Source organism: Streptomyces apricus (assembly GCF_008369065.1).
GTDB classification, from domain to species: Bacteria; Actinomycetota; Actinomycetes; order Streptomycetales; family Streptomycetaceae; genus Streptomyces; species Streptomyces apricus.
On the sequence record NZ_VDFC01000028.1, the window covers coordinates 86,824 to 108,859 of the forward strand.

Consider the following 22,036-nt stretch of genomic DNA (forward strand, 5'->3'; position numbering starts at 1 on the left):
GTGCACGGCGGCCCGTCCCGGAACACCCCCGCCCCGGACTCCGCCGCGCACTTACCGGACTCCGCCGCGCAGTTATTCGGTGGACAACTCCCTTTGCCGCAACGAGCCTTGGCGGAATGCAGCAAGCGGAGATCTGGAACGCCGACGTCGCCCGGCGGTACGACACACCCGGCACCGGCATGTTCGCGCCGGAGACCCTCGGCCCCACCGTGGACCGTCTCGCGCACCTGGCGGAGGGTGCAGCGGCCCTGGAGTTCGCCGTCGGGACCGGCCGGGTGGCCGTCCCGCTCGCCGCACGGGGCGTCCCCGTCACCGGCATCGAGCTGTCGCCCGCCATGGTGGAGCAACTGCGCCGCAAGGCGGACGAGTCGGCGATCCCCGTGGTCATGGGCGACATGGCGTCGGCCACCGCCCCCGGCACGTACGGTCTGGTCTACCTCGTCTACAACACCCTCTCGAACCTCCTCACCCAGGACGAACAGGTCGCGTGCTTCCGCAACGCCGCCCGCCACCTGGGGCCCGGCGGACGGTTCGTCATCGAGCTCTGGGTGCCCGAACTGCGCAAGCTCCCGCCGGGACAGGACGCCACCGTGTGGCGGACGGACGCCGGCTACATCGGCCTGGACACCTACGACGTCCTGCACCAGCGCGTCGTGTCGCACCACTTCCGGTTCGACGACGGCGAACGGGCACAGTTGTTCCGCAGCCCGCACCGATACGTCTGGCCGGCCGAGCTCGACCTCATGGCCCAGTTGGCCGGCTTCCGGCTGGAGAGCAGGCACGCGGACTGGGAGGGCGCCGCGTTCACCGCCGCGTCACGGTCCCATGTCTCCGTCTACCGACTCCCGTCCTCCGACGACGCGTTCCTTCAAAAATGAACCGTTGAGCCGTCCGTTCCGTCTTGGTGGGTGAACGGAACCGCGACCGGAGTGACTCGTGGTGCCGTTGATGCGCACGAACGTTCACAGGAAGGCAGTCGGTGTGGTGTTAGTGGATCAGAGGGCGAGAAGGGTCGGCTCGCTCGCGGGGGTCGCCGTGGCGGCGGTCATGGGTCTCGCGGGGTGCTCGGACGACTCGGACTCCGCCGCGGACAAGAAGCCGTCCGCGCAGAGCTCGCCCACCGCCGATGCGGAGAAGACGGGCGATGACGCCTCCGCGTCGGCGCAGACCCCGGCCGTGGACCGCTCCACGGCCGAGAAGGCCGTCGCCGGCTGGGTCGCGGCGGTCATCAAGGGCGACCCGGAGGGGACGTGCCTGCTGATGGCGGAACCGGCGTCCGGCTCCGAGCCCGCGAAGGTCGGCGACGAGACGACGTGCGGCGACGACGCGCCCGAGCGCAAGGAGATGGAGAAGACCCTCGGGCAGTTCAAGGAGTCGTTCACTCCCGAACCGCCCTCGGAGGACCCGAAGGTGAAGGTCACCCAGGCCCCGGCCGCCGGTGACAAGGTGCTGGTCCCCGCGGACAAGATCACGGTCGACGGACAGGCCCTGGACAAGATCGTCCTGTCCCACTCCACCGGCGTGACGCAGGACCAGCTGGACATCAAGGTCGAGTCCAGCAAGATCAAGGACGCCTGGTACGTGACGAACCTCGACTTCGACATCGGCTAGCACCCGCGGCGCTTACGGCTTGGCCGTGGGCGGGCGCGCCCTGTTGGGGCGGGGCGCGCCGGCGAACGGCCAGGGGGCCCGACCGGATCAGTGCCGTGCGGCCGCGCAGCGGCGTGGCACGGCAGGACATCCGGCCGGGCCGTTCGTCTGTCCCGTCCCACCGCGTCCCGTCCCACCGCGTCCCGCCTCGTCCGTGAGCGGGGCAGGTGCGCGTCTGTCGTAGCGCTTACGTTCGAGCGGGCCGGGCACCCGGTGCTGCGTACACATCCGAACGGTGCCCCGTACGCACCCGGACCGAGGACGGCGCCGTCATGCCCCAGCACGAACGTTCACCCCGTGTGCCTGTACGCCCCGAACCCCTCGCCGCTCCGGTCCCCGCCGCCGGCCGGCCGACGGTCTGAGCACGTCATGGCACGCGCCAAGCAGTACGCCGTGGCCGCGTCCGGGCAGTGGACGGTGGAGGACGACGGCCGGCAGCGGCTGCCCTCCGGCGAGGTCCACGCCTGGGAACCCGGCATGAACCAGACCGTCTGCGGTCTGTCCCTCTCCCGCTCCCAGCTGGTGCGGTTCCCGCACATCACCTGGATGGACACCTTCCCGGAGTCCGGCGGCGCGGCCGACCGGGTGCAGCGCCAGTGCCCGCGCTGCGCCTCCGTCGCGGGACGCCGCGGCAGCGACGCACGGCCCCGGTGGCAGCGGACCAATCCCCGGCCCTGACCGGCGCCGGTCCGGTCCCCCGCGCCGCTCCGGCCCGGCCCCCGCTCCGGTCCGATCCGCAGCAGCCCGCTCCAGCCCGTGACAACCCGTATCCGTCCGTACCAGTTCGCACCAGTCCGTACCAGTCAGGTTCAGAAAGAGATGTGTACATGCCGCAGGACAGCGACCTCGACACCGCGGCGGACACCGCGGACCGGTTGAGGCGTACGGCCGCCGACGTGTTCGGCTGGGAAGAGCTGCGCCCGGGCCAGCTGACCGCCATGGAGTCGGTCATGGCGGGGCGCGACACCCTGGCGGTCATGCCGACCGGTGCGGGGAAGTCGGCGGTGTACCAGGTGGCCGGCGTGCTGCTGCCCGGGCCCACCGTCGTGGTGTCGCCGCTGATCGCCCTCCAGCGGGACCAGCTGGCGGGGCTGCGGCGGCGGGGCGTCCCGGACGCCGTCGCGGTCAACTCCGCCCAGTCGGCCGCCGAAACGGAGGCCGCCTGGGCGGCGGTGCGGGAAGCGAAGGCCGAGTTCCTGTTCCTCTCCCCCGAACAGCTGGCGAAGGACGAGGTGGTCGAGCGGCTGGCCGACGCGCGTCCCTCGCTGTTCGTCGTCGACGAGGCCCAGTGCGTGACTGCCTGGGGCCACGACTTCCGCCCCGACTACCTGCGCCTGTCCCAGGCCGTGCGGCGGGTGGGCCGGCCCACCGTGCTGGCCCTGACGGCGACGGCCGCCCCGCCCGTGCGCGAGGAGATCGTGCGGCGGCTGGCCATGGAGGACCCCTCCCTGGTCGTGGCCGGTTTCGACCGGCCGAACATCACCATGGAGGTCCGTCGCTTCCTGAACGACGCGGACAAGCGCCGGACGGTGGTGGAGCGCGCCGCCGGGGAGCCCAAGCCGGGCATCGTCTACACCGCGACCCGCAAGGACGCCGAGGAGTACGCGGCCGAGCTCAGCGAGCTCGGCCTGCACGCCGACGCCTACCACGCCGGGCTGACGGCCGACGAGCGCTCCCGCGCGCACGACGCCTTCCTGGCGGGCGAGACCGACGTGGTGGTCGCCACCTCCGCCTTCGGCATGGGCATCGACAAGGAGGACGTACGGTTCGTGCTGCACGCCTCCGTGCCGGGTTCCCTCGACGCCTACTACCAGGAGATCGGCCGCGCGGGCCGCGACGGCGCGCCCTCGGTCGCCGTCCTGCACTACCGGTCCGAGGACAGCGGTCTGCAGCGCCTCTTCGCCACCCAGACGCCCGACGAGGACACCCTCCGCGAGGTCGCGGCGCTGATCCACGGGCACGGAGGACCCGTCTCCCTGGACGAGCTGGGCGAGCGGACGGACCTCTCGCGCCGGCGCGTGACGGCGGCGGGCAACTTCCTCGAACAGGCGGGTGCCGTGAGCACCGACGCCGACGGCCGGGTCGTCCCCGTTCCCGGCGTCACGGCCGAGGACGCCGCCGCGCTCGCCGCGGAGGAGGCGCAGGCCCGCAGGCGCATGGAGCAGTCGCGGCTGGAGATGATGCTGGGGTTCGCCGAGACCACCGGCTGCCGCCGCCGCTTCCTGCTCGGCTACTTCGGTGAGCCGTACGAGGCTCCGTGCGGGGCCTGCGACGTGTGCTCCTCCCCCGCGYCCGACGACACGGCCGGCGAGGGGGCGGGCGGCGCGGGCGAGGACCGGCCCGTCCATCCGGCGGCCGCCTCCTACCCGGCGGGGACCGTGGTGCGGCACAAGGCGTGGGGCGGGGGCACGGTGATGAGCGAGGACGGCGACCGCATCACCGTCCTGTTCGAGAGCATGGGCTACCGGACGCTGTCCCTGGCCTCGGCGACGGAGAACGGCCTGCTCTCGGCGCCCGCCGATCCGGTCGGCTGACCCACCCTGCGCCGTTCCGTTCCGGCGGACTGTAGTGATCATGCGAGGCAGGGGTACTGCGGGCGGTCGGAGGGCATTGGCACGCCAGTGGCAGACGGAGCGCCCTCCGGCCCCGTCGGACAGGACACGGTCATGCCGCAGCAAACGAACGACACCTCTGACGACGAGGTGCAGCTCCACTTCATCGGGAACGCGACCGTACTGCTGCGGTACGGCGGGCTCACCCTGCTCACCGATCCCAACTTCCTGCACCGCGGCCAGTACGCCTACCTCGGGTACGGGCTGCTGACCCGCCGCCTGACGCAGCCGGCGCTCGACGTCCACGACCTCCCCCGCCTCGACGGGATCGTCCTGTCGCACCTGCACGGCGACCACTGGGACCGCCGCGCCCGCAGGCACCTGGACCACGACGTGCCGGTGCTGACCACCCCGCACGCGGCCCGGCGCCTGAGGACCGTGCACGGCTTCCGCCGCGCGGCGGGGCTCGGCACCTGGCGGGGGCAGACCCTCCAGCACGGCGGGTCCCAGGTCCGGGTCACGGCCCTGCCCGGCCGCCACGCGGGGGACCGGCTGCTGAGCCGTCTGCTGCCGCCGGTGATGGGCAGCATGCTGGAGTTCGGTCCCGTGGGCGGACCGGTCCGGCTGCGGCTGTACGTCTCCGGCGACACGCTCCTGTACGACGGTCTCGACGAGATCGCCCGGCGCTTCCCGCGCGCGGACCTGGCCGTCCTGCACCTGGGCGGGACACGCCTGCCCGGCGGCTTCGTGGTCACCATGGACGGCGTGCAGGGCGCGGAACTGGCCCGGCGCCTCGACCCGCGCCTGGTCATGCCGATCCACTACGGCGACTACACGGTGATGCGCTCGCCCGTCGAGGCGTTCCTCGCCGAGGCGCGGGCCGTCGGGCTCGCCGACCGCCTGGTGCACTGCGGCCACGGGGAGCATGCGCGCATCACCACCGTGCCGGGCGCGACGCCCACGGTCTTCTGACCGGCGCCCTGACGGCCGCCATCCACGGACGGGCCGCGGTCCGACGGCCGCGGGTTCACACCAGCAGGTGGTCGAGGCAGAGGTTCAGGCCGGCTTCGAGATGTTCCGTGGAGCCGGTGGAGAGCAGCACCGTGACGCCGCCCTGGATCGCGCCGACGACGGCCGCGGCCGTGCGGTCGGCGTCGAGGTCGCGGTGGGCCTCGCCGGCCGCCTGCGTGGCTTCGATGCCGGCCCGGACGCATTCCTGCCAGCGTCGCACCAGACGCGCCGCGATCTCCTGCGAGGCCGGGCTGTAGCGGCCCACGTCGGAGATCAGCACGCCGAGCGGGCAGTACAACCCCTGATCGCGGTACTGCTCGACGACGAGGTCGCGCCACGCCTCCCAGGCCGCACGCGAGGTGAGTTCGCCGAGGTACGGCTGCTGGCTCTCGAACACGCGGTCCGCCTCGTGGGTGGCGACCGCGAGGAGGAGCTCTTCGCGGCCCTTCGGGAAGTAGTGGAACATCTGGCTCTTCCCGGTCCCGCTGCGCCGGCCCACGTCGTCGAGCGTGGTGGCGTTCGCGCCGCGTTCCCGGATCTCGGCCGCGGCGGCTTCGACGATGCGCAGCCGGGTCGCCGCGCCCTTCCTCGTGGTCATCGAAAAAGTGTACTTGCAGGTACATTTTTCGGTGCCTACCTTCGGCCGCATGAAGGCAACAGTGATCAGCCGAGCAGGAGGACCGGAAGTGCTGGAGCTGCGGGAGCGGCCGGCACCTCGACCGGGTCCGGGAGAAATACTGGTGGACGTCCGGGCGGCGGGCGTCAACTTCTTCGACGTCGGCATCCGCAGGGGGCGGCTGGCCGAGGTGCCCGGCATGGAGGGTGCCGGTGAGGTGGTGGAGACCGGCGAGGGCGTGCGCGAGTTCGCTCCGGGGGACCGTGTCGCGTGGCTGACGGTAGACACCCACGGCAGTTACGCGCAGCAGGTCGTGCTGCCGGTGGACAGGGTCGTCGCGGTGCCCGACGCCCTCGACGAGGAGACCGCCGCGGCCGTGCTGCTGCAGGGGCTGACCGCACATCACCACTGCACCGTCTGCCACCCCGTACGGCCCGGCGACCTCACCCTCGTGCACGCCGCCGCCGGCGGGGTCGGACTGCTGCTCACCCAGATGATCAAAGCGCGCGGCGGCATCGTGATCGGCCTGGTGTCGCGGCCGGAGAAGGTGGAGGTCGCCCGCGCCGCAGGCGCCGACCACGTCCTGGTCTCCACCGGCGACGCGTTCGTCGACAGGGTGCGGGAGCTGACCGGCGGTGAAGGGGTGCACGCGGTGTTCGACGGCGCGGGCGGGCCGACGTTCTCCGCGTCTCTGGAGGTGCTGCGCCCGCACGGCACGATGGTGTTCTACGGGCCGCTGATCGGCGACGTGCCCACCATCGCGGTGAACGAGATCCCGCGCAGCATCCGCCTCACCTACGGCACCCTCCCCGACCACATCAGCACCCGTGAGGAACTCACCGCCCACGCGACCGAGCTGTTCGCGATGGTCGAGAAGGGCGAACTGGCCGTCCGGATCGGCGACCGCTACCCACTGGCGGAAGCGGCCCGGGCGCACACGGACATCGAGTCGCGCAGGACCACCGGAAAACTGCTCCTCATTCCGTGAACCGGTGGTGAGGCTCGGCGGGCGGCAAGATCACCGCAGGACGTCCGCACGACCGGGGTGACGGCATCCAAGATCACTCGTTTGACCGTACTGACGGATCATCCTCGTACTCCGAAAGAGCGAAGCGATCATGTTCATGCGGCGCCCGACCATTCCGGACAGTGAGCCGCGCGTGCTCGACGTGGAGCGCGCGGAGGCCGCGCTCATGGAGCATTACGCGCGGCTGGTGCGTCTGGTGTACGTGACCCTCCCCCGCTCCCTGGGCCGCCACCGGCGCGTACTCGCCGCGCACGGCCTCGTCCAGCGGGCGCTGCCCCGCCGCCGGGTGGTGGTACCGGGGCAGCGGCCGGTGGCGGGCCGGCCCGAGGGGGCCACGGACGGGTACCGGGCCCTGCGGGTCCGTGTCCTGCGGGCCGCCCGGGACCAGGAGGCGCGGCCCGGACGGTTCCCGGGCACGGGGAGCCGGTGGCCCGCGCGTCCGGCCCTGCCGGCGGTCTGGGGCCTGCGCGTCTTCCCGCAGTCCGGGGGCGCCGAGGAGCTGGCGCTGGACCGTGCCCTCGCGGAGACCGCCTGGCCGGTGCGGGCGGCCGTCGCGCTGCTCGTACTGGACGGGCTGTCCCCCGACGGGGCGGCCCGCGTGCTGCGCGAGACCGGTGTGGGCGAGCCCGGGGAAGCCGTCGCGGCCGCGCGCCGGCTCGCCGCCACGCAGGGGTCGCGCACGCCCGCGGCCGGCGGCCCGGCCGGTGCGGCCCCCGCGGAGACCGAGCCCCCGCCTCCTGCCGCCGACGCCGGCGGGCCGGCCCCGGTCCTGCTCGCGCCGGAGTTCGATCCGTGCCTGCTGCGCGCCCGGCCGACCGATCTGCTGCGCCGCCGGCAGCGCGTGCGCTCCGCCGTGACCGCGGTGCTGCTGGCCGTGTGCGTGGGGGGCGTCGCCGTCTCCCTGCCGGACGCCGCCGGTGACCGCGCCGCGGACGGGCGGCCGCGGCAGACGGCGCGGGCGACGGCCGCGGAGCTGCTGCGGCGCACCCCCGCCGACGTCTGGGCGGACACCTCCCGGGTGGACTTCACGGCCTGGCCCGCCCGCGGCGGCCGGACCGCGGACCGCCCGCTGCTGGAGCGCGCGCTGCGGGCCTGGTCCGACCCGGCGTGGCCGGGACGGCGCTCCACGGAGGCGGGGGCGGCGTACACCGGGAGCGGCCGGGCGCCGCGCCTGCTGTTCGCCGGCGACGTCGACGGACGCGCGGTCGTCGTCCTGCACGACGACCTGACCCTCGTGCGCTACAGCGAGCCGTTGCGCGGCGACGGAGGGCCCGAGCTGGTGTCCTCCCTGACCGACGGGGCCGACGTGACGACCGCCGCCGCGGTCGTCGTCTCCCGCACCTCCGGGTCCGTACGCCTGCTGCTGGCGCCGTGGATCGCCGAGGCGGGCACCCGTGACCTGCTCGCGCCCGACACGCCGTCCCGTGACGTGCCCCGGTCGGCGAGCGGTCTCACCGGGCCCGTCCCGGTGCCGTCGGGGGGCGGGGACTGCGGTACCTGGCCCGTCGTGCAGCTGCGGTCCTCGTCACGCATCGTCGAGAAGCACGCCTTCCTGCTCACCGACCTCGGCGGCCTCTCCCCCGTCCACCTGACCTACATGCCGCCGCCGACGCCGGGGGAACGCCCGCGGCCGCCCAGGGAGGCCACCGGCCCGCAGGCGCTGCTGGGCTGGGCGCGCACCGCCTGCCGGCTGGACGGGCTGCGCGGTCAGGGCGTGCGCGCGGTCAACCACTGGGTGTTCGCCCAGCAGGAGCTGCCCGAGCGGGCCGGGCAGGCCACGTGGGTGTGCGCCCGCGCCGACACCTGGCGCGGTCCGGGGCGCGTGGAGTACCTCTTCCTCGGTCCGGGCACCGGGCCCGCCCGGCCGGCCGGTGTCCGCAAGAACACCGCCGAGTGCAGCCGCTTCGGCCAGGACGTGCTGGCGGACGTCGGCTGGCGGGCACCGTCCGGCTCCTCGTACCTGCTGGCCGCCGGCAGCCGGTCCGTGACGCGCGTCAAGGCGTCCGGGCCGGTGCGCGCGACGGCCGACGGGCGCTTCCTCGCCGTCCGCGCCGCCGCCTCCCGGGGCACCGACGCCGAGGTCACCGGCCGGCTGACGGAGGGCGCCCCGGTCCGGGCGCCGCGCTGAGCCGCGTCGCGGTCCTCCCGGCGCGGTCACGGCCCTCCCTGTGCGGTCGCGGTCCTCCCTGTGCGGTCGCGGTCCTCCCGGTGCATCCGGGAGGACCGCGGCGACAGAATGTGACGTAATGGCCGATAGGGGGTCCTCTCCGGTCGGCCGGCACTCCGCCTCGTGAGAGGAACGACCGTCATGAAGCTCAGCGACGAACTTCCCGTGGACCACAGACTCGCCACGGTCTACCGGTACGGGGCCGCGCTCTGCGGTGTGGCCCTCCTGGTCTTCGGCATCCTCGGCTTCGCCGACCGGCTCAGCCCGTTCGACACGAACGGCGGGACCATCGCGGGACTGACGACCAACGGCGCCCTGAGCCTCGTCTCCGTCCTCGTCGGCCTCGCGCTGATCGCCGGCGGAGTGGTCGGCGGGAACTTCGCCTCGACGCTCAACATGACCGTCGGCACCCTGTTCCTGATCAGCGGTTTCGCCCACATCTTCATCATGGACAAGGCCGCGAACTTCCTCGACTTCGGCATGCCGAACGTGCTGTTCAGCTTCGTCATGGGCCTCGTGATCCTGACCTTCGGCATGTACGGCCGCGTCACCGGCCGACTGCCCCACGACAACCCGTACTGGCGCCGCCGCCACCCGCGGGAGGCGGCCCGGGAGTCCATCGCGCGGCGGCGCGCCGTGGCCTCGGGGGCCACGGCCGACGCACCGCACGCGACCGCGCTCCCGCGGGGTGCCGCGCCCCGCTCGGCGCGCTGAACGGGCTCCGGGTCAGCGCTCCCCGTCGAGCCGGCCGGCCAGCTCACCGGCCAGCTCGCGGTTGAGGACGCGCAGGAAGTCCGCGATCGTCTCGCGCTGCTCGGGGGTGAACTTCCGGCGCGCCGCCTCCGTGCTGCGCGCCAACGGGCTGAAGTACTCCCGGGCGAGCACGCGGGCGCCGGCGTTGTAGGAGAGGTGGACGACCCTGCGGTCGGCGCTCTCGCGGGTGCGGCTGATGTGCCCGGCGCGCTCCAGCCGGTCCAGACAGGCGGTGACGGCGCCCGAGGTGAGGTTGAGGCGCTCCCGCAGCCGGGAGGGAGTCATGGGCTCGCCGTCGGTCGCCGAGGCGTCCAGGATCGCGGCCAGCGCGTGGACGTCCGTGGAATGCAGGCCGTGGGCCTGGGCGAACGAGTGGGCGATGCGGTTGAACTCGCTGTTCAGCGTACGCAGCAGGACGGCGTAGGCCTGGAGGTCGCTGTCGGGGCCGTCGGGGCTCTCCGAACTCTGGGGCTGCATGACACAAGGATAGTATCTCTCGATGATTGAGATACTTTCTCCTTGAGATACCTTTACCGGTGTCCGCCTACGTCCGTTGGGAATTGAATGAACACCGTGCGCCGACCGGCCCGATGGCTGGTCCCCCTCGTTCTCGTCGTCGTCTGGCTGGGTCTCGGCGGCGCCTTCGGCTCCTACGCCGGAAAGCTCGGGGAGGTGTCCACCAACGACCAGGCCGCGTTCCTGCCGCAGAACGCGGAGTCCACCGAGGTCATCGAGCAGCAGAAGGCGTTCGACCAGCAGGAGACACTGCCCGCGATCATCGTCTGGACCGCCGACGGCGGCGGGAAGGTCTCCACCGCCCAGCAGGACGACGCCACCCGGGTCCTGAAGTCGCTCGCCGGCACCGACGGCGTGGAGGGCACGCCCTCCCCGGCGCTGCGCTCGGAGGACGGGGCCGCCCTGGAGGGCGTGGTCCCCCTGAGCCCGGAGCTGGGCGAGCGGCTCACCGAGGTCCTCGACGAACTGCGGCAGGCCGCCGGTGACGTGCCCGGCGCCCGCGTCCAGATCGCCGGGCCCGCGGCCACCCAGGGCGACCTCGGCGAGGCGTTCGCGGGCATCGACGGCATCCTGCTGGGCGTGGCCCTGGCGGCGGTCCTGGTCATCCTGCTGCTGGTCTACCGCAGCGTCCTGCTCCCCTTCACGATCATCATCAGCGCGGTGTTCGCCCTCGGGATCGCCTGCGCCGTCGTCTACGTACTGGCCGACCACGACGTGGTGCGCGTGGACGGCCAGGTGCAGGGCATCCTGTCGATCCTCGTGATCGGCGCCGCCACCGACTACGCCCTGCTGCTGACCGCCCGCTTCCGCGAGGAGCTGGCCCGCAGCGGCGACCGTTTCGGGGCCGCCCGGGCGGCGCTGCGCGAGTCCTTCGGCGCGATCACCGCCAGCGCCGCGACCGTGGCCCTGGGCCTGCTCGCCCTGCTGCTCAGCGACCTGACCAACAACCGCGCGCTGGGTCCGGTCGGGGCGATCGGCATCGTGTGCGCGGTGCTGACGACCCTGACGTTCCTGCCCGCGGTGCTCGCCCTCATGGGCAAGGTGGCCTTCTGGCCCGCGAAGCCCCGGTCGGCCGACGCCGAGACGGGCGGGCACGGCATCTGGCGGCGCGTCGCCCACTGGGTCGACACGCGCCCCCGGCAGCTGTGGATGGTCACGGTCGCCGTCCTCGTGGCGGGCGCCGCGTTCTTCCCCGCGCTGCAGTCGAAGGGTGTGCCGCTCGACGAGCTCTTCGTCAACGACGCGCCGTCCGTGGCCGCGCAGGAGACCCTGGGCAGGCACTTCCCCGGCGGCTCCGGCCAGCCGGTCGTGATCATCGCCGACGCGGACCGGCGGGCCGAGGTCACCCGCGCCGCCGCGGCGACGGACGGAGTGGCCGAGGCGCAGGCGGTGAGCGCGTCGGGCCGGCCGGGTGCGGAACCGCTGGTGGTGGACGGCCGGGTGCGCATCGACGCCGTCCTGACCGCCGCCCCGGACACCGACGCGGCCAAGAACACCGTGCAGGACCTGCGCGACCGGCTGCACGCCACGGAGGCGAACGCGCTGGTCGGCGGCTACTCCGCCCAGCAGTACGACACCCAGCGCACCGCGGAGCACGACCGGGCCCTGATCATCCCGGTCGTCCTGGCGATCATCCTGGTCATCCTGATCGTGCTGCTGCGCTGCCTGCTGCTGCCCGTGCTCCTGGTCGCCACCGTGGCACTGAACTACCTGGCGACGCTCGGCATCGCGGGCCTGGTGTTCCAGCACGGCTTCGGCTTCTCGGGGACGGACGCCTCGGTGCCGCTGTACGGGTTCGTGTTCCTGGTCGCCCTGGGCGTCGACTACAACATCTTCCTCATGTCGCGCGTGCGTGAGGAGACGCTGCGCCTGGGCACGCGGCAGGGGATGCTGCGCGGGCTGATCGCGACCGGGGGTGTGATCACGTCGGCCGGTGTGGTGCTGGCCGCCACCTTCGCGGCGCTGATCGTCATCCCGCTCGCGTTCCTCGCGCAGATCGCCTTCATCGTCGCCTTCGGCGTCCTGCTCGACACCGTCGTCGTGCGCTCGCTGCTGGTGCCGGCGCTGGTGCGGGACATCGGCCCGGCCGTCTGGTGGCCCGGCCGCCTCGCCCGCGAGGAGCCCGCACCGCCGTCCGACCGCGACTAGCGCATGGCCACCAGGATCACGCTGGTCAGCACACTGGTGAGCACGAAGTACGGGGCGTTGAGGAGCCCGTAGTACAGCGGGCGCGGGAAGTTCGGGTTGATGGCGATCTGGAAGGTCATCGCACCCAGGTACCCGACGCCGACGATCAGCCCGAAGGCGACCGCGTCACCGGTGCCCGTGATGTCCAGCGCCTCCACCAGGACGGCGCTGGTCAGGACCGTGGCGAGGGTGCACAGCAGCGGGCCCGCCACGGTGACCGGCGTCGGGGAGGGCGCGGGCGCGCCCTCCCGGCCGAGGGCGACGGCGTACGGCTTGGCGATCACGACCGCGAACCACACTCCGGCGATCAGGAACGAGGCGACCGCCGCGATCGCGAGGGCCGGCCAGTTGATGTCGTCGAGGACGGAGAACACGCGAAGACTCCTTTCGCCCGCGGTCCCTGCGACCGCCGGCGGAAGGAGTCTCGACGCCGTACAGGACAGGAGGTGTCCGCTACCGCCCGCCGTCCGGCCGGGCACGGGAGGCGAGCATCCGCAGGACCGTGTCCGAGCGTTCCAGGAGGGTGGTGCGGACCACCGGGGCCGCCTCGCGGGCCGCCTGCCGGGCGTCCTCGACGTAGGCCGCGTCGACGGCGTACGGCGGGAAGAGCCGGCCCGCGAAGACCATCGCCAGGATCATGCCGCCCTGGTGCAGCCGCGGGAGCAGTTCCAGGTAGCGCTCGGCGTACGGCGCGAGGAGGGCGTCCTGGCCGGGGCGCCAGAACGCGTCCGCCACCTGGCCGACCGAGCTGACGGGCACCTCGCGGTCCACCGCCAGCCGCTGCCAGACCTCCGCCTTCGCCGCGGGGTCCGGCAGCGCGGCCCGTACCGTGAGAGCGCGCACCCGGGCGTCGGGGTCGGGGTCGCGGGCCAGCAGGGCTGCGGTCCCGGCCGTGACGTCCTCCCCCAGTTCCGCGGCGCGGACCAGCGCGCGCCAGTGCAGGTCCACGTCGTCGCCCGCCTGCTCGCGCAGCCGGGCCAGGTCGTCCGGGCCGGTGGCCGTACGGGCCAGGCCGCGCAGGGCGACCTGGCGGCGGCCCGGGTCGGCGGCCAGGTCCCGGCAGACCGCCGCCACCGCCGCCGTCAGCGCGGCGCGCTCGGCGTCCGGCGCCCACTGCTCGGCGATGTTCGAGGCGAGGGTCAGACAGGGCTCGATCACGGCGTCGGACGTCTCGGCGGCGAGCACGGCGGTGACGGACCGCCCGGCCTCGGCCGCCGTCGCCTCGCCGGTGGTCAGCATGTCCCACACGGTCGCCGTGGCCACACCGCGGGAGATCGGCGTGGGCAGCAGCGCCGCCGACCGGAAGAAGGCGTCCCGGCCCGCCGGGTCGGGCCGGGACGTCGCGAAGGTCAGGTCCTCGTCGTTGATCAGCAGGACGGCGGTGTCCGACGCGGACGGCAGGCCGGTGACGGGGGTACGGGGCCCCGTCACCTCGACGCGTACCAGCGCCGTACGGTGCAGGGCCTCACCCTTCCTGGCGTACGCGCCCACCGCCAGCACCTGCGGCCGGGGGGTGCCGTCGGCGACCAGGGTGACGCCGTCCCCGTCGCGCTCCAGGGAGAAGCGGTCGGTGCCCGCCGTCGCGAGCCAGGCCGTGCGCCAGGCGTCCAGGTCCCGCCCACTGACTTCGGAGAGCGCGTCGACGAGGTCCTGGAGCGTGGCGCTGCCCCACGCGTGGCGGGCGAAGTAGGCCGTCATGCCGGCCCGGAAGCGCTCCTCGCCGACATACGTCATGAGCTGCTGGAGGACGGAGGCGCCCTTGGGATAGGTGATGTTGTCGAAGATCGACGCGGCCTGGGCGACGTCGTGGATGGGCTGGTGGATCGGGTGCGAGGCGGGTCCCCGGTCCGCCAGGTACGCCTTGAGCTTGTCGCCCGCCAGGTGGCCGGCCCACGCGTCGGTGTACCGGGTGGCCCGCTCGGCGGCCCAGTGGCAGGCGAACTCCGCGAAGGCCTCGTTCAGCCAGAGGTCGTCCCACCAGCGCATGGTGACGATGTTGCCGAACCACATGTGCGCCATCTCGTGCAGCAGCACCCTCGCGAGCAGCTCGCGCTCGGCGGGGGTCGGCTCGGCCCGCCGCAGGAACACGTCCGACCAGGTCACGCATCCGTAGTTCTCCATCGCCCCGCCGAACTCGGGCACGAACACCTGGTCGTACTTGGTCTGCGGGAACGGCATCGCGAAGGCCTCACCGAAGAAGGCGAGCCCCTGGCGGGTGAGGGTGAAGAGTTCCTCGGCGTCCCGCTCCAGCACCGCGGCGAGGGAGCGCCGGGCGAAGAGGCCCAGGTCGTGGCCGTCGACCTGGCGGCGGATCTCGTGGAAGGGGCCCGCGTTGACGACGGTGTTGTACACGGACAGGCGCGGGGTGTCGGGGAAGGTCCAGCGGCGGGCCGCGCCCCGTTCCTCGACGACCGGGTCGCCGGAGTTGGCGGTGACGGTCCAGCCGGCCGGGGCGGTGACCGTGAAGGCGTGCGGGGCCTTGAGGTCGGGCTGGTCGAAGCACGCCCAGACGAACCGGGCCTCGTCGGGTTCGAAGCTCATCCAGACGTAGACCTCGCCGTCCGCGGGATCGGTCGCCCTGTGCACCCCCTCGCCCGTGGCCGTGTCCGCCTGGACGCTCTCCACGCGCAGCACGTTGTGCGCGGCGAGCGCGGGCAGCGGTATGCGGCCGTCCGTGCCCGGGGTGAGCGGGGCGCCGTTCAGGGTCGCGGTGACGACCTGTGCCGCGCAGTCCACGAAGGTCTCCGCGCCCGGTTCGCGGCAGCCGAACGTCACGGTGGAGACGCACCGCACCTGCGGCCCGTCGAGCAGGCCGGTGAGGTCGATGTCCACGTCGTACCGCTCGACCGTGAGCAGTTCGGCGCGGCGCTCGGCCTCGGTACGGGTCAGGCTCCGGGTCTCCATGCGTTCTCCCTCGTCGGACGGCTCGGTGGCTCGGACGGCGAGCGTCAGCGTAGGGCGTGCGGGTCCGCCGGGCGCGGGGTTTTCCGGAGCGGTGTCGCGGGACGGCGCGCGCCGGCGAAGAACGAATTATGTGGCCTCTCCCATGTGTGGAATCCCGCTGAGCAGCCACTCGTCCGGAAGCACTTGTCGCCCCCGGCCCGGTGCAGGACGCCTGACACGACGGCGTCCGGCTCCCGCGGACGGTGGGTGAGGGGATTTCACGAACGTGAGGAGGAGGGGCTGATGAGCGAGTCCATGCAGGGCGACACCGGAAGGGTGCAACAAGCCGGTGAGACGGCCAAGGCAGAGGCGACGGCGACGGCCGAGCGGGCCAAGCAGGCCGCGGGCGAGACCGCCGGGACCGCCGCCGACCAGGCCAGGGCCGTGGTGGGCGAGGCTCGGCAGCAGGCGGGCACGGTCGTCCGCGACCTGCGTGAGCGTGCCCTGAACGAGGTCGAGGGACAGACCGGCCGGGCGGCCGACGCGCTGCGCCAGTGGGCGGACGACCTGGCGGGACTGGCGGACAACGCCCAGAACGACTCCCCCGCCCGCGGCCTGGCCGCACACGCCGCCGACCGGGGGCACCGCGCGGCGGACTACCTGCAGAAGCAGGGCGCCCAGGGCGTGGTGACCGACCTCCAGGGCTTCGCCCGCAGGCGTCCCGGGGCCTTCCTCGGCGGCGCGCTCCTGGCAGGGCTGGCCGTGGGCCACCTGGCGAAGGTGGCGAGCAAGGCGAAGGAATCCTCCGGTACGGGTCCGTCCGGGTCCGGCACGACGGCGGAGCAGCAGCCGGGCATCTCCGAGGAGTCCTACCCGCTGCTCCCGCCGGCGCCGCCCGTGGACGCCCCGCAGGAGCCCGCGCCGGTGGACGTGGCCCAGAGCCCGCCGCCCGTGGGCGCGCCGGAACCGCCGGTGATCCCGGCCGTACCGCAGACGCCGCCGTCCGTGGGCACGCCCCCGAACGGTGTGCCCGGACGTCCTTACCCGGAGGTGTGAGATGACCTCGGTGCCTCCCGGGCCCGTGGGGTCGCAGGGTCAGGACCGGTCGGTCGGCGAGCTGCTGTCCGCCGTGACCTCCGACGTGCAGACCCTCTTCCGCCAGGAGGTGGAACTGGCGAAGACCGAGGTCCGTACGGAGGCGACGAAGGCGGGCAAGGCGGCCGGCATGTTCGGCGGCGCCGGATTCGCCGGCTACATGACGCTCCTGTTCCTGTCCCTGGCCGCCGTGCTGGGACTGGCGAACGTCATGGACGCCGGCTGGTCCGCCCTGATCGTCACCGCCGTGTGGGCCGTGATCGCGGCCGTGCTGTACCAGCGGGGCCGCACGCAGATGCGCACCGTGTCGCCGAAGCCCGAGCAGACCGTCGAAACGATGAAGGAGAACGCGGAATGGGCACGTCACCCGACCACATGAGGGCAGAGATCGACGCCACTCGGGAGCGGCTGGCCGCGGACGTGGACCAGCTCGCCCACCAAGCCAGCCCTCGCACCATCGTGCGCCGCCGCACCGACCGCGTGCGCGGCGCCGTCACCGGCGTCCGGGAGCGCATCATGGGTACAGCTCAGCACGGTGTCCACGAGGCCAAGCACAGTGCGCGGTCCGCCGCGGGCTCCCTCCAGGAGAGCACGGGAAACGCGGCCGGCACGGCCCAGGAAGCCATCGGCCACGCCGGGCAGGCGGCCAGGAACGTACCGGACCGCGCCGTCGAGAAGACGCAGGGCAACCCGCTGGCCGCCGGTCTGATCGCGTTCGGTGTGGGCGTCCTGGCGTCGTCGCTGCTTCCTGCCTCCCAGACCGAGCAGCAGAAGGCCGCCGGTCTCATGGAGCGGGGCGGCGAGGCCCTGGAGCCGGTCAAGCAGGCGGCGCTGGAGTCCGTGCAGCACCTGAAGGAAGGTGCGGTGGAAACGGCGCAGAGCGCGGCACAGGAAGTGAAGAGCACCGCGGCCGACGCGGCCCGGACCACGCAGGAAGAGGCGCGGACCCAGGCCGGGCACGTGACCGAGCAGGCGCGTGAGTCGGGCCGGACGGTGGCCGAGGAGACCCGCGGGCAGTCCGGCGGATCCGTCTGACCGACCGTGTGACCTCCGCCGAAGCGGGCCCCGGACACGTTCCGGGGCCCGCTTCGCGTGCATCCTGCACGGAAATCGTGGAAGAAGGCGTCCATGAGATCTTCCACGGATGACGGAATCGCGGCCGACTTCTACGACTTCGAGGCCGCGCTCTCCGACGAGGAACGCAAGATCCTGCTCAGGACGCGGGCGTTCATGCGCGACGAGGTGAAGCCGCTGGTGAACGAGAACTGGGCGGCGGGCACCTTCCCGAAGGAGCTGATCGCGAGGTTCCGGGAGAGCGGTCTGGTCGGGCTGTCGTACGAGGGCTACGGCGAGCACCGTCCCGCCGTCAGCCATCTGCTGACGGGCATGATGGCGCTGGAGATGAGCCGGGTGGACGCGTCGGTCGCCACGTTCTACGGCGTCCACAACGGGCTGGCCATGTACTCCATCGAGGCCGGCGGCAGCCAGGAGCAGCGGGAGCGCTGGCTGCCGGGCATGGCCTCCATGGACACGATCGGCGCCTTCGCCCTGACGGAACCGCTCGACGGGTCCGACGTGGCGGCCGGCATGCGCACCACCGCCGAGCGCGAGGGCGACACCTGGGTCCTGAACGGCGCCAAGCGGTGGATCGGCAACGCCACGTTCGCCGACCACGTCGTGGTCTGGGCACGGGACGTGGCGGACGACCAGGTCAAGGGGTTCGTGGTCGCCAGGGACACACCGGGCTTCGTCGCGGAGAGGATCGAGAACAAGATCTCCCTGCGGATCGTCGAGAACGCGGACATCACGCTGACCGGTGTCAGGGTGCCGGAGGCCGACCGGCTGCAGAACGTCGAGTCGTTCCGGGACGTGGCGGAGGTCCTGCGCGCCACCCGCAGCGGCGTCGCATGGCAGGCGCTGGGAGTGATGATCGGCGCGTACGAGCTGGCGCTCGCCTATGCCACCGACCGCGAGCAGTTCGGCCACCCGATCGCGGGCTTCCAGCTCGTCCAGGACCTGCTGGTGAAGAGCCTGGGCAACATCACGGCCTGCTGGGGCATGCTGGTGCAGCTCGCGCGGCTGCAGGACTCCGGTGTGTTCAGGGACGAGCACTCGTCGCTGGCCAAGGCGTACGTCACCGCCCGGATGCGCGAGGTGGTCGGCTGGGCCCGGGAAATCTTCGGCGGCAACGGGATCGTGCTGGACTACGACGTGGCCCGCTTCTTCGCGGACGCGGAGGCCATCTACTCCTTCGAGGGCACGCGCGAGATGAACACGCTCATCGTGGGCAAGGCGATCACCGGGGAGAGCGCGTTCGTCTGAGACGGGCACACCGGTGCGGGTCGGCCCTCCCCCGTACGTGATACTCGCCTGATGAACCGGAACATCGCAGGTGGGAGCGGGACCGGCCCCGGCGGGCGCGGGCCGGTCTCGGTCCGCCGGGCCACCGCGCGGGACGCCAGGCGGCTCACCCGGCTCGTGCGCGGCTCGCGGGCCTACGAGGGGCAGTACGCGGCCATGGTCGCGGGCTACCGGGTGGGCCCGGACTACATCGAGAACCACCGGGTCTTCGTGGCCGCGGACGAGCGCGACGGACAGGTCCTCGGCTTCTACTCGCTCGTCCTCGCCCCGCCGGAGCTGGACCTGCTGTTCGTCGCCGACACCGCGCAGGGGCGCGGGGTGGGCCGGCTGCTCGTCGCGCACATGCGGGCCGAGGCCCGGGCCGCCGGCCTCGACCGGGTACGGGTGGTGTCGCATCCTCCCGCCGAGGGCTTCTACCGGAGTGTGGGCGCGGTGCGCGTCGGGACCGCGGCCGCCACGCCTCCCGCGGTGGTGTGGGACCGGCCGGAGCTGGAGTTCCGTAATCCCTGAGCATCCTGCCGTGACCTCGGATCCGGATCCGGATCCGGATCCGGGCCTGGCTCCGACCTCGGATCCGGTCGCGGGGTGGTCGCACCATCACTCCATTACTTGCGAGTAAGGTTACCGACAGGTTCAGCAGCGTCCACGGAAAGAGCGCCCATGCCCCGCACGTTCACCGTCGCCCGCAGCATCCTGGTCGAGGCGTCGCCGGCCTCGGTGTACGGGCAGGTCGCCCGGCCCGCGCAGATGGGCCGCTGGAGCCCCGAGAACCTGGGCGCGACGCTCCCCGAGGGAACGCGGGACGAACCGGCCCGGGTCGGTCTGGTCTTCGAGGGGTACAACCGGCGCGGCCGCCACCGCTGGACCACCCGCTGCACGGTCACCGCGGCGGATCCCGGCAGCCGCTTCGCCTTCCGCGTCCACGCGATCGGTCTCAGGCAGCCGCGCCTGAAGGCACCGATCGCCACCTGGGAGTACCGCTTCGCGCCGGAGGGCACCGGGACACGGGTGACCGAGACCTGGACGGACGACCGCCGCTCCTGGCCCACCTTCGTGGCCAACGCCTTCGACTACGTGGCCACGGGCGGCAAGACCTTCGCCGCCTTCCAGGTGGGCAACATCGACAGGACCCTGCGCAACCTCAAGCGCGAGCTGGAGGCCCCGGCGCACAGCTGACCCGGGCGCCCGGTCGCGCGTGCACCTCAGGCCTTCTCGTCGCGGGACGCCCGGCGCCGGAGCCAGAGGGGCAGCGCGTACCAGCACACGCCGAAGTACAGCATCACGCCGGCGACGAGGACCTCCGCGACGATGCCCGGCAGGACGACGCGCAGGATGAGCAGCAGCGTCGAGCCGATGGTGAGGGCCAGCAGGACCATGCCGAACATCATCAGCTTGTGCGCCGTCTCGACCAGTTCGTCCTTCATGCTCTGGCCCGCCAGGAAGCGGTGGATGGAGACCGGGGCTATCAGGGAGCCGGTGGCCGCCGCGCCCAGCACCACGGTGGTCACGTAGATGGTGCGGTCGATGGTCCCCAGCTCCCGGAATCCCGCGGTGAACGCCACGCTGAGCAGGAAGCCGAAGAGGATCTGCACGCCGGTCTGCGCGACCCGGGTCTCCTGCAGGAGTTCGTTCCAGCGGCGGTTCATCCGCTCTCTCGGACCCTCCGGGTCCTCCGCCTGCGCGCCGGCGCCCCGGTGCGCCGGGTCGGTGGCCCGGGAGTCCTCCGGCCGCGCGGCACCTCCGGTCGCGGTCGGCCCACTTGCGTCCTGCCTCGCCGGCGCGGCTGGGTCGGTCACGGCCATGGGTCCTCCAAGGTGATGTGCGCGGCGCGTCGGCACGCGGTTCACGGACGTCGGGAAGACCCGCGTACCCCGCGCGGCCTGCGACAAGCCTGCCCGTCGGGGCGTCAGGAAGGCGCCTCCCGGCGGGAACAGCGGTCACGTACGCCCGGTCGAGCCCATCGAGGACGACCCGAAGGGGCTCGTCGGGCACCTCGGCGCCTTGACCGGCACCGACGGTGCCCGTCCGCGGTGTTCAGGCGCTGTACCGGTACGTCGGGTAGGTCAGGTACCCGGCGTCACCGCCCTGGTACCAGGTGGCCTCGTCGACGGGGGCGATCGGCACGCCCGTGCGCAGGCGCTCCACCAGGTCGGGGTTGGCGATGAAGGCGCGGCCGAAACTGATGAGTTCCGCGCCCAGGTCCAGCCAGTGGTCGGCCTCGGACCGGCCGACCTGCTTGGGCCCCATGGGCAGGGCCGGGTTCATGACGAGGGTGCCCGGCCAGGCGCGGCGCAGCTGCACCAGCACCTCTTCGTCCGTGGTCGCCTCCAGGTGCACGTACGCGACCTCCAGCCGGGCCAGCTCGCCCAGCAGGGCGGTGTAGAGCTCCGTCACCTCGGTCTCGTGCACCCCCCAGAAGGTCCCGCCCGGCGAGAGCCGGATGCCCGTGCGCGCCGCGCCCACGGCGTCGACCGTCGCGGCGACCGCCTCGACGGCGAACCTGATCCGGTGGGCCACCGAACCCCCGTACCCGTCCGTGCGCAGGTTGGCGTCGGACGACAGGAACTGTGAGATCAAGTAGCCGTTGGCGCCGTGCAGTTCGACGCCGTCGAAGCCGGCGTCCACCGCCCGCCGCGCCGCGTCGGCGTAGGAGCGGGCCTGCTCCGGCACCTCGGACGTCTCCAGCGCACGGGGCACGGGGGCGGCCTGCGGCCCGGTCGGGGTGAACACCTCGCCGGTGGCCGGGACGGCCGACGGGCCGACCGGCTGCAGGCCCGTGGTGTCGGGGTGCGAGACGCGTCCGCCGTGCATGAGCTGGGCGAAGATCCGCCCGCCGTTGAGGTGCACGGCGTCCGTCACCTGCCGCCAGGACGCCTGCTGCTCGTCGGTGTGCAGGCCGGGCGTGCCGGGGTTGGACTGTCCGATCAGGTTCGGCTGGACGCCCTCCGTCACGATGAGTCCGGCGGTCGCGCGCTGGGCGTAGTAGGTCGCCATCGACGGCGTGGCCAGACCGCCGGCGGCGGCCCTCACCCGGGTCATGGGGGCCATCACCACACGGTTGGGAAGCGTCAGTCCACCGAGCTGATAGGGCTGGAACAGGCTCGTCACGTCAGAACTCCTTAGCGGTCCGTGACCCGGCTGCCGGGTACAGCGGTTACGCTAAAACCTGACATTGATGTCAGAGGCAAGCCGTGTGGCGCAGGCAACAGCGGGGAGAG

General features: G+C 73.0%; 21 protein-coding genes. 15 read left to right on the forward strand and 6 right to left on the reverse strand.

Annotated elements, in window-relative coordinates; translation table 11 throughout:
• The first annotated feature begins 116 nt into the window (after nucleotides 1-116).
• The 5 genes from FGF04_RS09945 (at nucleotide 117) to FGF04_RS09965 (ending at nucleotide 5,174) form a co-directional block, all read left to right on the forward strand.
• A complete protein-coding gene (locus FGF04_RS09945) occupies nucleotides 117-878 on the forward strand; it encodes a class I SAM-dependent methyltransferase (RefSeq protein ID WP_149510898.1) in 762 nt (253 codons plus the stop codon).
• 103 nt (nucleotides 879-981) lie between these two features.
• Complete coding sequence (locus FGF04_RS09950) at nucleotides 982-1,611, forward strand: hypothetical protein (RefSeq protein WP_235882265.1); 630 nt, start codon at nucleotides 982-984, stop codon at nucleotides 1,609-1,611.
• Nucleotides 1,612-2,019: 408 nt separating this feature from the next.
• Entirely contained in the window at nucleotides 2,020-2,328 is a 309-nt protein-coding gene (locus FGF04_RS09955) for a hypothetical protein (protein WP_149510899.1), read from the forward strand.
• Nucleotides 2,329-2,477: 149 nt separating this feature from the next.
• Entirely contained in the window at nucleotides 2,478-4,184 is a 1,707-nt protein-coding gene (locus tag FGF04_RS09960) for a RecQ family ATP-dependent DNA helicase (RefSeq protein WP_149510900.1), read from the forward strand.
• A 132-nt stretch (nucleotides 4,185-4,316) separates the two neighbouring features.
• Complete coding sequence (locus FGF04_RS09965; RefSeq protein WP_149510901.1) at nucleotides 4,317-5,174, forward strand: MBL fold metallo-hydrolase; 858 nt, start codon at nucleotides 4,317-4,319, stop codon at nucleotides 5,172-5,174.
• Nucleotides 5,175-5,229: 55 nt separating this feature from the next.
• On the opposite strand, the gene FGF04_RS09970 is transcribed toward FGF04_RS09965, so the two are convergent.
• The gene (locus FGF04_RS09970; protein WP_149510902.1) at nucleotides 5,230-5,811 is read right to left on the reverse strand and encodes a TetR/AcrR family transcriptional regulator; all 582 of its coding nucleotides are present in this window, start codon (nucleotides 5,809-5,811) and stop codon (nucleotides 5,230-5,232) included.
• Between the two features lie 49 nt (nucleotides 5,812-5,860).
• Between FGF04_RS09970 and FGF04_RS09975 the strand changes: the two genes are divergently transcribed.
• From FGF04_RS09975 to FGF04_RS09985, 3 genes are all read left to right on the forward strand, one after another.
• Nucleotides 5,861-6,817: a quinone oxidoreductase family protein gene (locus FGF04_RS09975; protein ID WP_149510903.1), complete on the forward strand. Its 957-nt coding sequence runs from the start codon at nucleotides 5,861-5,863 to the stop codon at nucleotides 6,815-6,817.
• Between the two features lie 130 nt (nucleotides 6,818-6,947).
• Nucleotides 6,948-8,984, forward strand: a complete 2,037-nt coding sequence (locus tag FGF04_RS09980; protein WP_149510904.1) for a hypothetical protein — start codon at nucleotides 6,948-6,950, stop codon at nucleotides 8,982-8,984.
• Nucleotides 8,985-9,164: 180 nt separating this feature from the next.
• A complete protein-coding gene (locus tag FGF04_RS09985) occupies nucleotides 9,165-9,737 on the forward strand; it encodes a DUF4383 domain-containing protein (RefSeq protein WP_149510905.1) in 573 nt (190 codons plus the stop codon).
• 12 nt (nucleotides 9,738-9,749) lie between these two features.
• Here the strand turns inward: FGF04_RS09985 and FGF04_RS09990 are convergent, their stop codons facing one another.
• Nucleotides 9,750-10,253 (reverse strand): MarR family winged helix-turn-helix transcriptional regulator, encoded by a 504-nt coding sequence (locus FGF04_RS09990; protein ID WP_149510906.1) that lies wholly within the window; start codon nucleotides 10,251-10,253, stop codon nucleotides 9,750-9,752.
• Nucleotides 10,254-10,340: 87 nt separating this feature from the next.
• On the opposite strand from FGF04_RS09990, the gene FGF04_RS09995 reads away from it, so the two are divergent.
• Entirely contained in the window at nucleotides 10,341-12,440 is a 2,100-nt protein-coding gene (locus tag FGF04_RS09995; protein ID WP_149510907.1) for an MMPL family transporter, read from the forward strand.
• On the opposite strand, the gene FGF04_RS10000 is transcribed toward FGF04_RS09995, so the two are convergent.
• Both FGF04_RS10000 and pepN read right to left on the reverse strand, forming a co-directional pair.
• A complete protein-coding gene (locus tag FGF04_RS10000; RefSeq protein WP_149510908.1) occupies nucleotides 12,437-12,853 on the reverse strand; it encodes a DUF1761 domain-containing protein in 417 nt (138 codons plus the stop codon). The two genes, FGF04_RS09995 and FGF04_RS10000, sit on opposite strands and share 4 nt — an antisense overlap.
• Before the next feature lie 79 nt (nucleotides 12,854-12,932).
• On the reverse strand, nucleotides 12,933-15,383 hold the full coding sequence (pepN, locus tag FGF04_RS10005; RefSeq protein WP_149510909.1) for an aminopeptidase N: 2,451 nt from the start codon (nucleotides 15,381-15,383) through the stop codon (nucleotides 12,933-12,935).
• A 282-nt stretch (nucleotides 15,384-15,665) separates the two neighbouring features.
• Here pepN and FGF04_RS10010 point away from each other — a divergent pair, with 282 nt between their 5' ends.
• The 6 genes from FGF04_RS10010 (at nucleotide 15,666) to FGF04_RS10035 (ending at nucleotide 19,994) form a co-directional block, all read left to right on the forward strand.
• Complete coding sequence (locus tag FGF04_RS10010) at nucleotides 15,666-16,418, forward strand: hypothetical protein (RefSeq protein ID WP_149510910.1); 753 nt, start codon at nucleotides 15,666-15,668, stop codon at nucleotides 16,416-16,418.
• A 1-nt stretch (nucleotide 16,419) separates the two neighbouring features.
• Nucleotides 16,420-16,836, forward strand: coding sequence for a phage holin family protein (locus FGF04_RS10015; protein WP_149510911.1), 417 nt, complete (start codon nucleotides 16,420-16,422; stop codon nucleotides 16,834-16,836).
• Nucleotides 16,812-17,492, forward strand: coding sequence for a DUF3618 domain-containing protein (locus FGF04_RS10020; RefSeq protein WP_149510912.1), 681 nt, complete (start codon nucleotides 16,812-16,814; stop codon nucleotides 17,490-17,492). Before FGF04_RS10015 ends, FGF04_RS10020 begins: the two co-directional genes overlap by 25 nt.
• 93 nt (nucleotides 17,493-17,585) lie before the next feature.
• Nucleotides 17,586-18,779, forward strand: coding sequence for an acyl-CoA dehydrogenase family protein (locus FGF04_RS10025; RefSeq protein WP_149510913.1), 1,194 nt, complete (start codon nucleotides 17,586-17,588; stop codon nucleotides 18,777-18,779).
• A gap of 51 nt (nucleotides 18,780-18,830) precedes the next feature.
• The gene (locus FGF04_RS10030; protein ID WP_149510914.1) at nucleotides 18,831-19,328 is read left to right on the forward strand and encodes a GNAT family N-acetyltransferase; all 498 of its coding nucleotides are present in this window, start codon (nucleotides 18,831-18,833) and stop codon (nucleotides 19,326-19,328) included.
• A 150-nt stretch (nucleotides 19,329-19,478) separates the two neighbouring features.
• Nucleotides 19,479-19,994, forward strand: a complete 516-nt coding sequence (locus tag FGF04_RS10035; RefSeq protein WP_149510915.1) for an SRPBCC family protein — start codon at nucleotides 19,479-19,481, stop codon at nucleotides 19,992-19,994.
• A gap of 26 nt (nucleotides 19,995-20,020) precedes the next feature.
• Here FGF04_RS10035 and FGF04_RS10040 read toward each other — a convergent pair whose 3' ends face one another.
• Both FGF04_RS10040 and FGF04_RS10045 read right to left on the reverse strand, forming a co-directional pair.
• Complete coding sequence (locus FGF04_RS10040) at nucleotides 20,021-20,620, reverse strand: DUF6328 family protein (protein WP_149510916.1); 600 nt, start codon at nucleotides 20,618-20,620, stop codon at nucleotides 20,021-20,023.
• A 232-nt stretch (nucleotides 20,621-20,852) separates the two neighbouring features.
• Nucleotides 20,853-21,926 (reverse strand): alkene reductase, encoded by a 1,074-nt coding sequence (locus FGF04_RS10045; RefSeq protein ID WP_149510917.1) that lies wholly within the window; start codon nucleotides 21,924-21,926, stop codon nucleotides 20,853-20,855.
• Nucleotides 21,927-22,036: the final 110 nt, after the last annotated feature.

Coding starts and splice junctions, on each gene's coding strand:
- FGF04_RS09995 (WP_149510907.1), top strand. CDS start 10,341: ATGAACACCGTGCGCCGACCGGCCCGATGGCTGGTCCCCCTCGTTCTC.
- FGF04_RS10030 (WP_149510914.1), top strand. CDS start 18,831: ATGAACCGGAACATCGCAGGTGGGAGCGGGACCGGCCCCGGCGGGCGC.
- FGF04_RS09970 (WP_149510902.1), bottom strand. CDS start 5,811: ATGACCACGAGGAAGGGCGCGGCGACCCGGCTGCGCATCGTCGAAGCC.
- FGF04_RS09975 (WP_149510903.1), top strand. CDS start 5,861: ATGAAGGCAACAGTGATCAGCCGAGCAGGAGGACCGGAAGTGCTGGAG.
- FGF04_RS10020 (WP_149510912.1), top strand. CDS start 16,812: ATGGGCACGTCACCCGACCACATGAGGGCAGAGATCGACGCCACTCGG.
- pepN (WP_149510909.1), bottom strand. CDS start 15,383: ATGGAGACCCGGAGCCTGACCCGTACCGAGGCCGAGCGCCGCGCCGAA.
- FGF04_RS10035 (WP_149510915.1), top strand. CDS start 19,479: ATGCCCCGCACGTTCACCGTCGCCCGCAGCATCCTGGTCGAGGCGTCG.
- FGF04_RS09980 (WP_149510904.1), top strand. CDS start 6,948: ATGTTCATGCGGCGCCCGACCATTCCGGACAGTGAGCCGCGCGTGCTC.
- FGF04_RS09945 (WP_149510898.1), top strand. CDS start 117: ATGCAGCAAGCGGAGATCTGGAACGCCGACGTCGCCCGGCGGTACGAC.
- FGF04_RS10025 (WP_149510913.1), top strand. CDS start 17,586: ATGAGATCTTCCACGGATGACGGAATCGCGGCCGACTTCTACGACTTC.
- FGF04_RS10015 (WP_149510911.1), top strand. CDS start 16,420: ATGACCTCGGTGCCTCCCGGGCCCGTGGGGTCGCAGGGTCAGGACCGG.
- FGF04_RS09965 (WP_149510901.1), top strand. CDS start 4,317: ATGCCGCAGCAAACGAACGACACCTCTGACGACGAGGTGCAGCTCCAC.
- FGF04_RS09955 (WP_149510899.1), top strand. CDS start 2,020: ATGGCACGCGCCAAGCAGTACGCCGTGGCCGCGTCCGGGCAGTGGACG.
- FGF04_RS10040 (WP_149510916.1), bottom strand. CDS start 20,620: ATGGCCGTGACCGACCCAGCCGCGCCGGCGAGGCAGGACGCAAGTGGG.
- FGF04_RS10010 (WP_149510910.1), top strand. CDS start 15,666: ATGAGCGAGTCCATGCAGGGCGACACCGGAAGGGTGCAACAAGCCGGT.
- FGF04_RS09985 (WP_149510905.1), top strand. CDS start 9,165: ATGAAGCTCAGCGACGAACTTCCCGTGGACCACAGACTCGCCACGGTC.
- FGF04_RS09990 (WP_149510906.1), bottom strand. CDS start 10,253: ATGCAGCCCCAGAGTTCGGAGAGCCCCGACGGCCCCGACAGCGACCTC.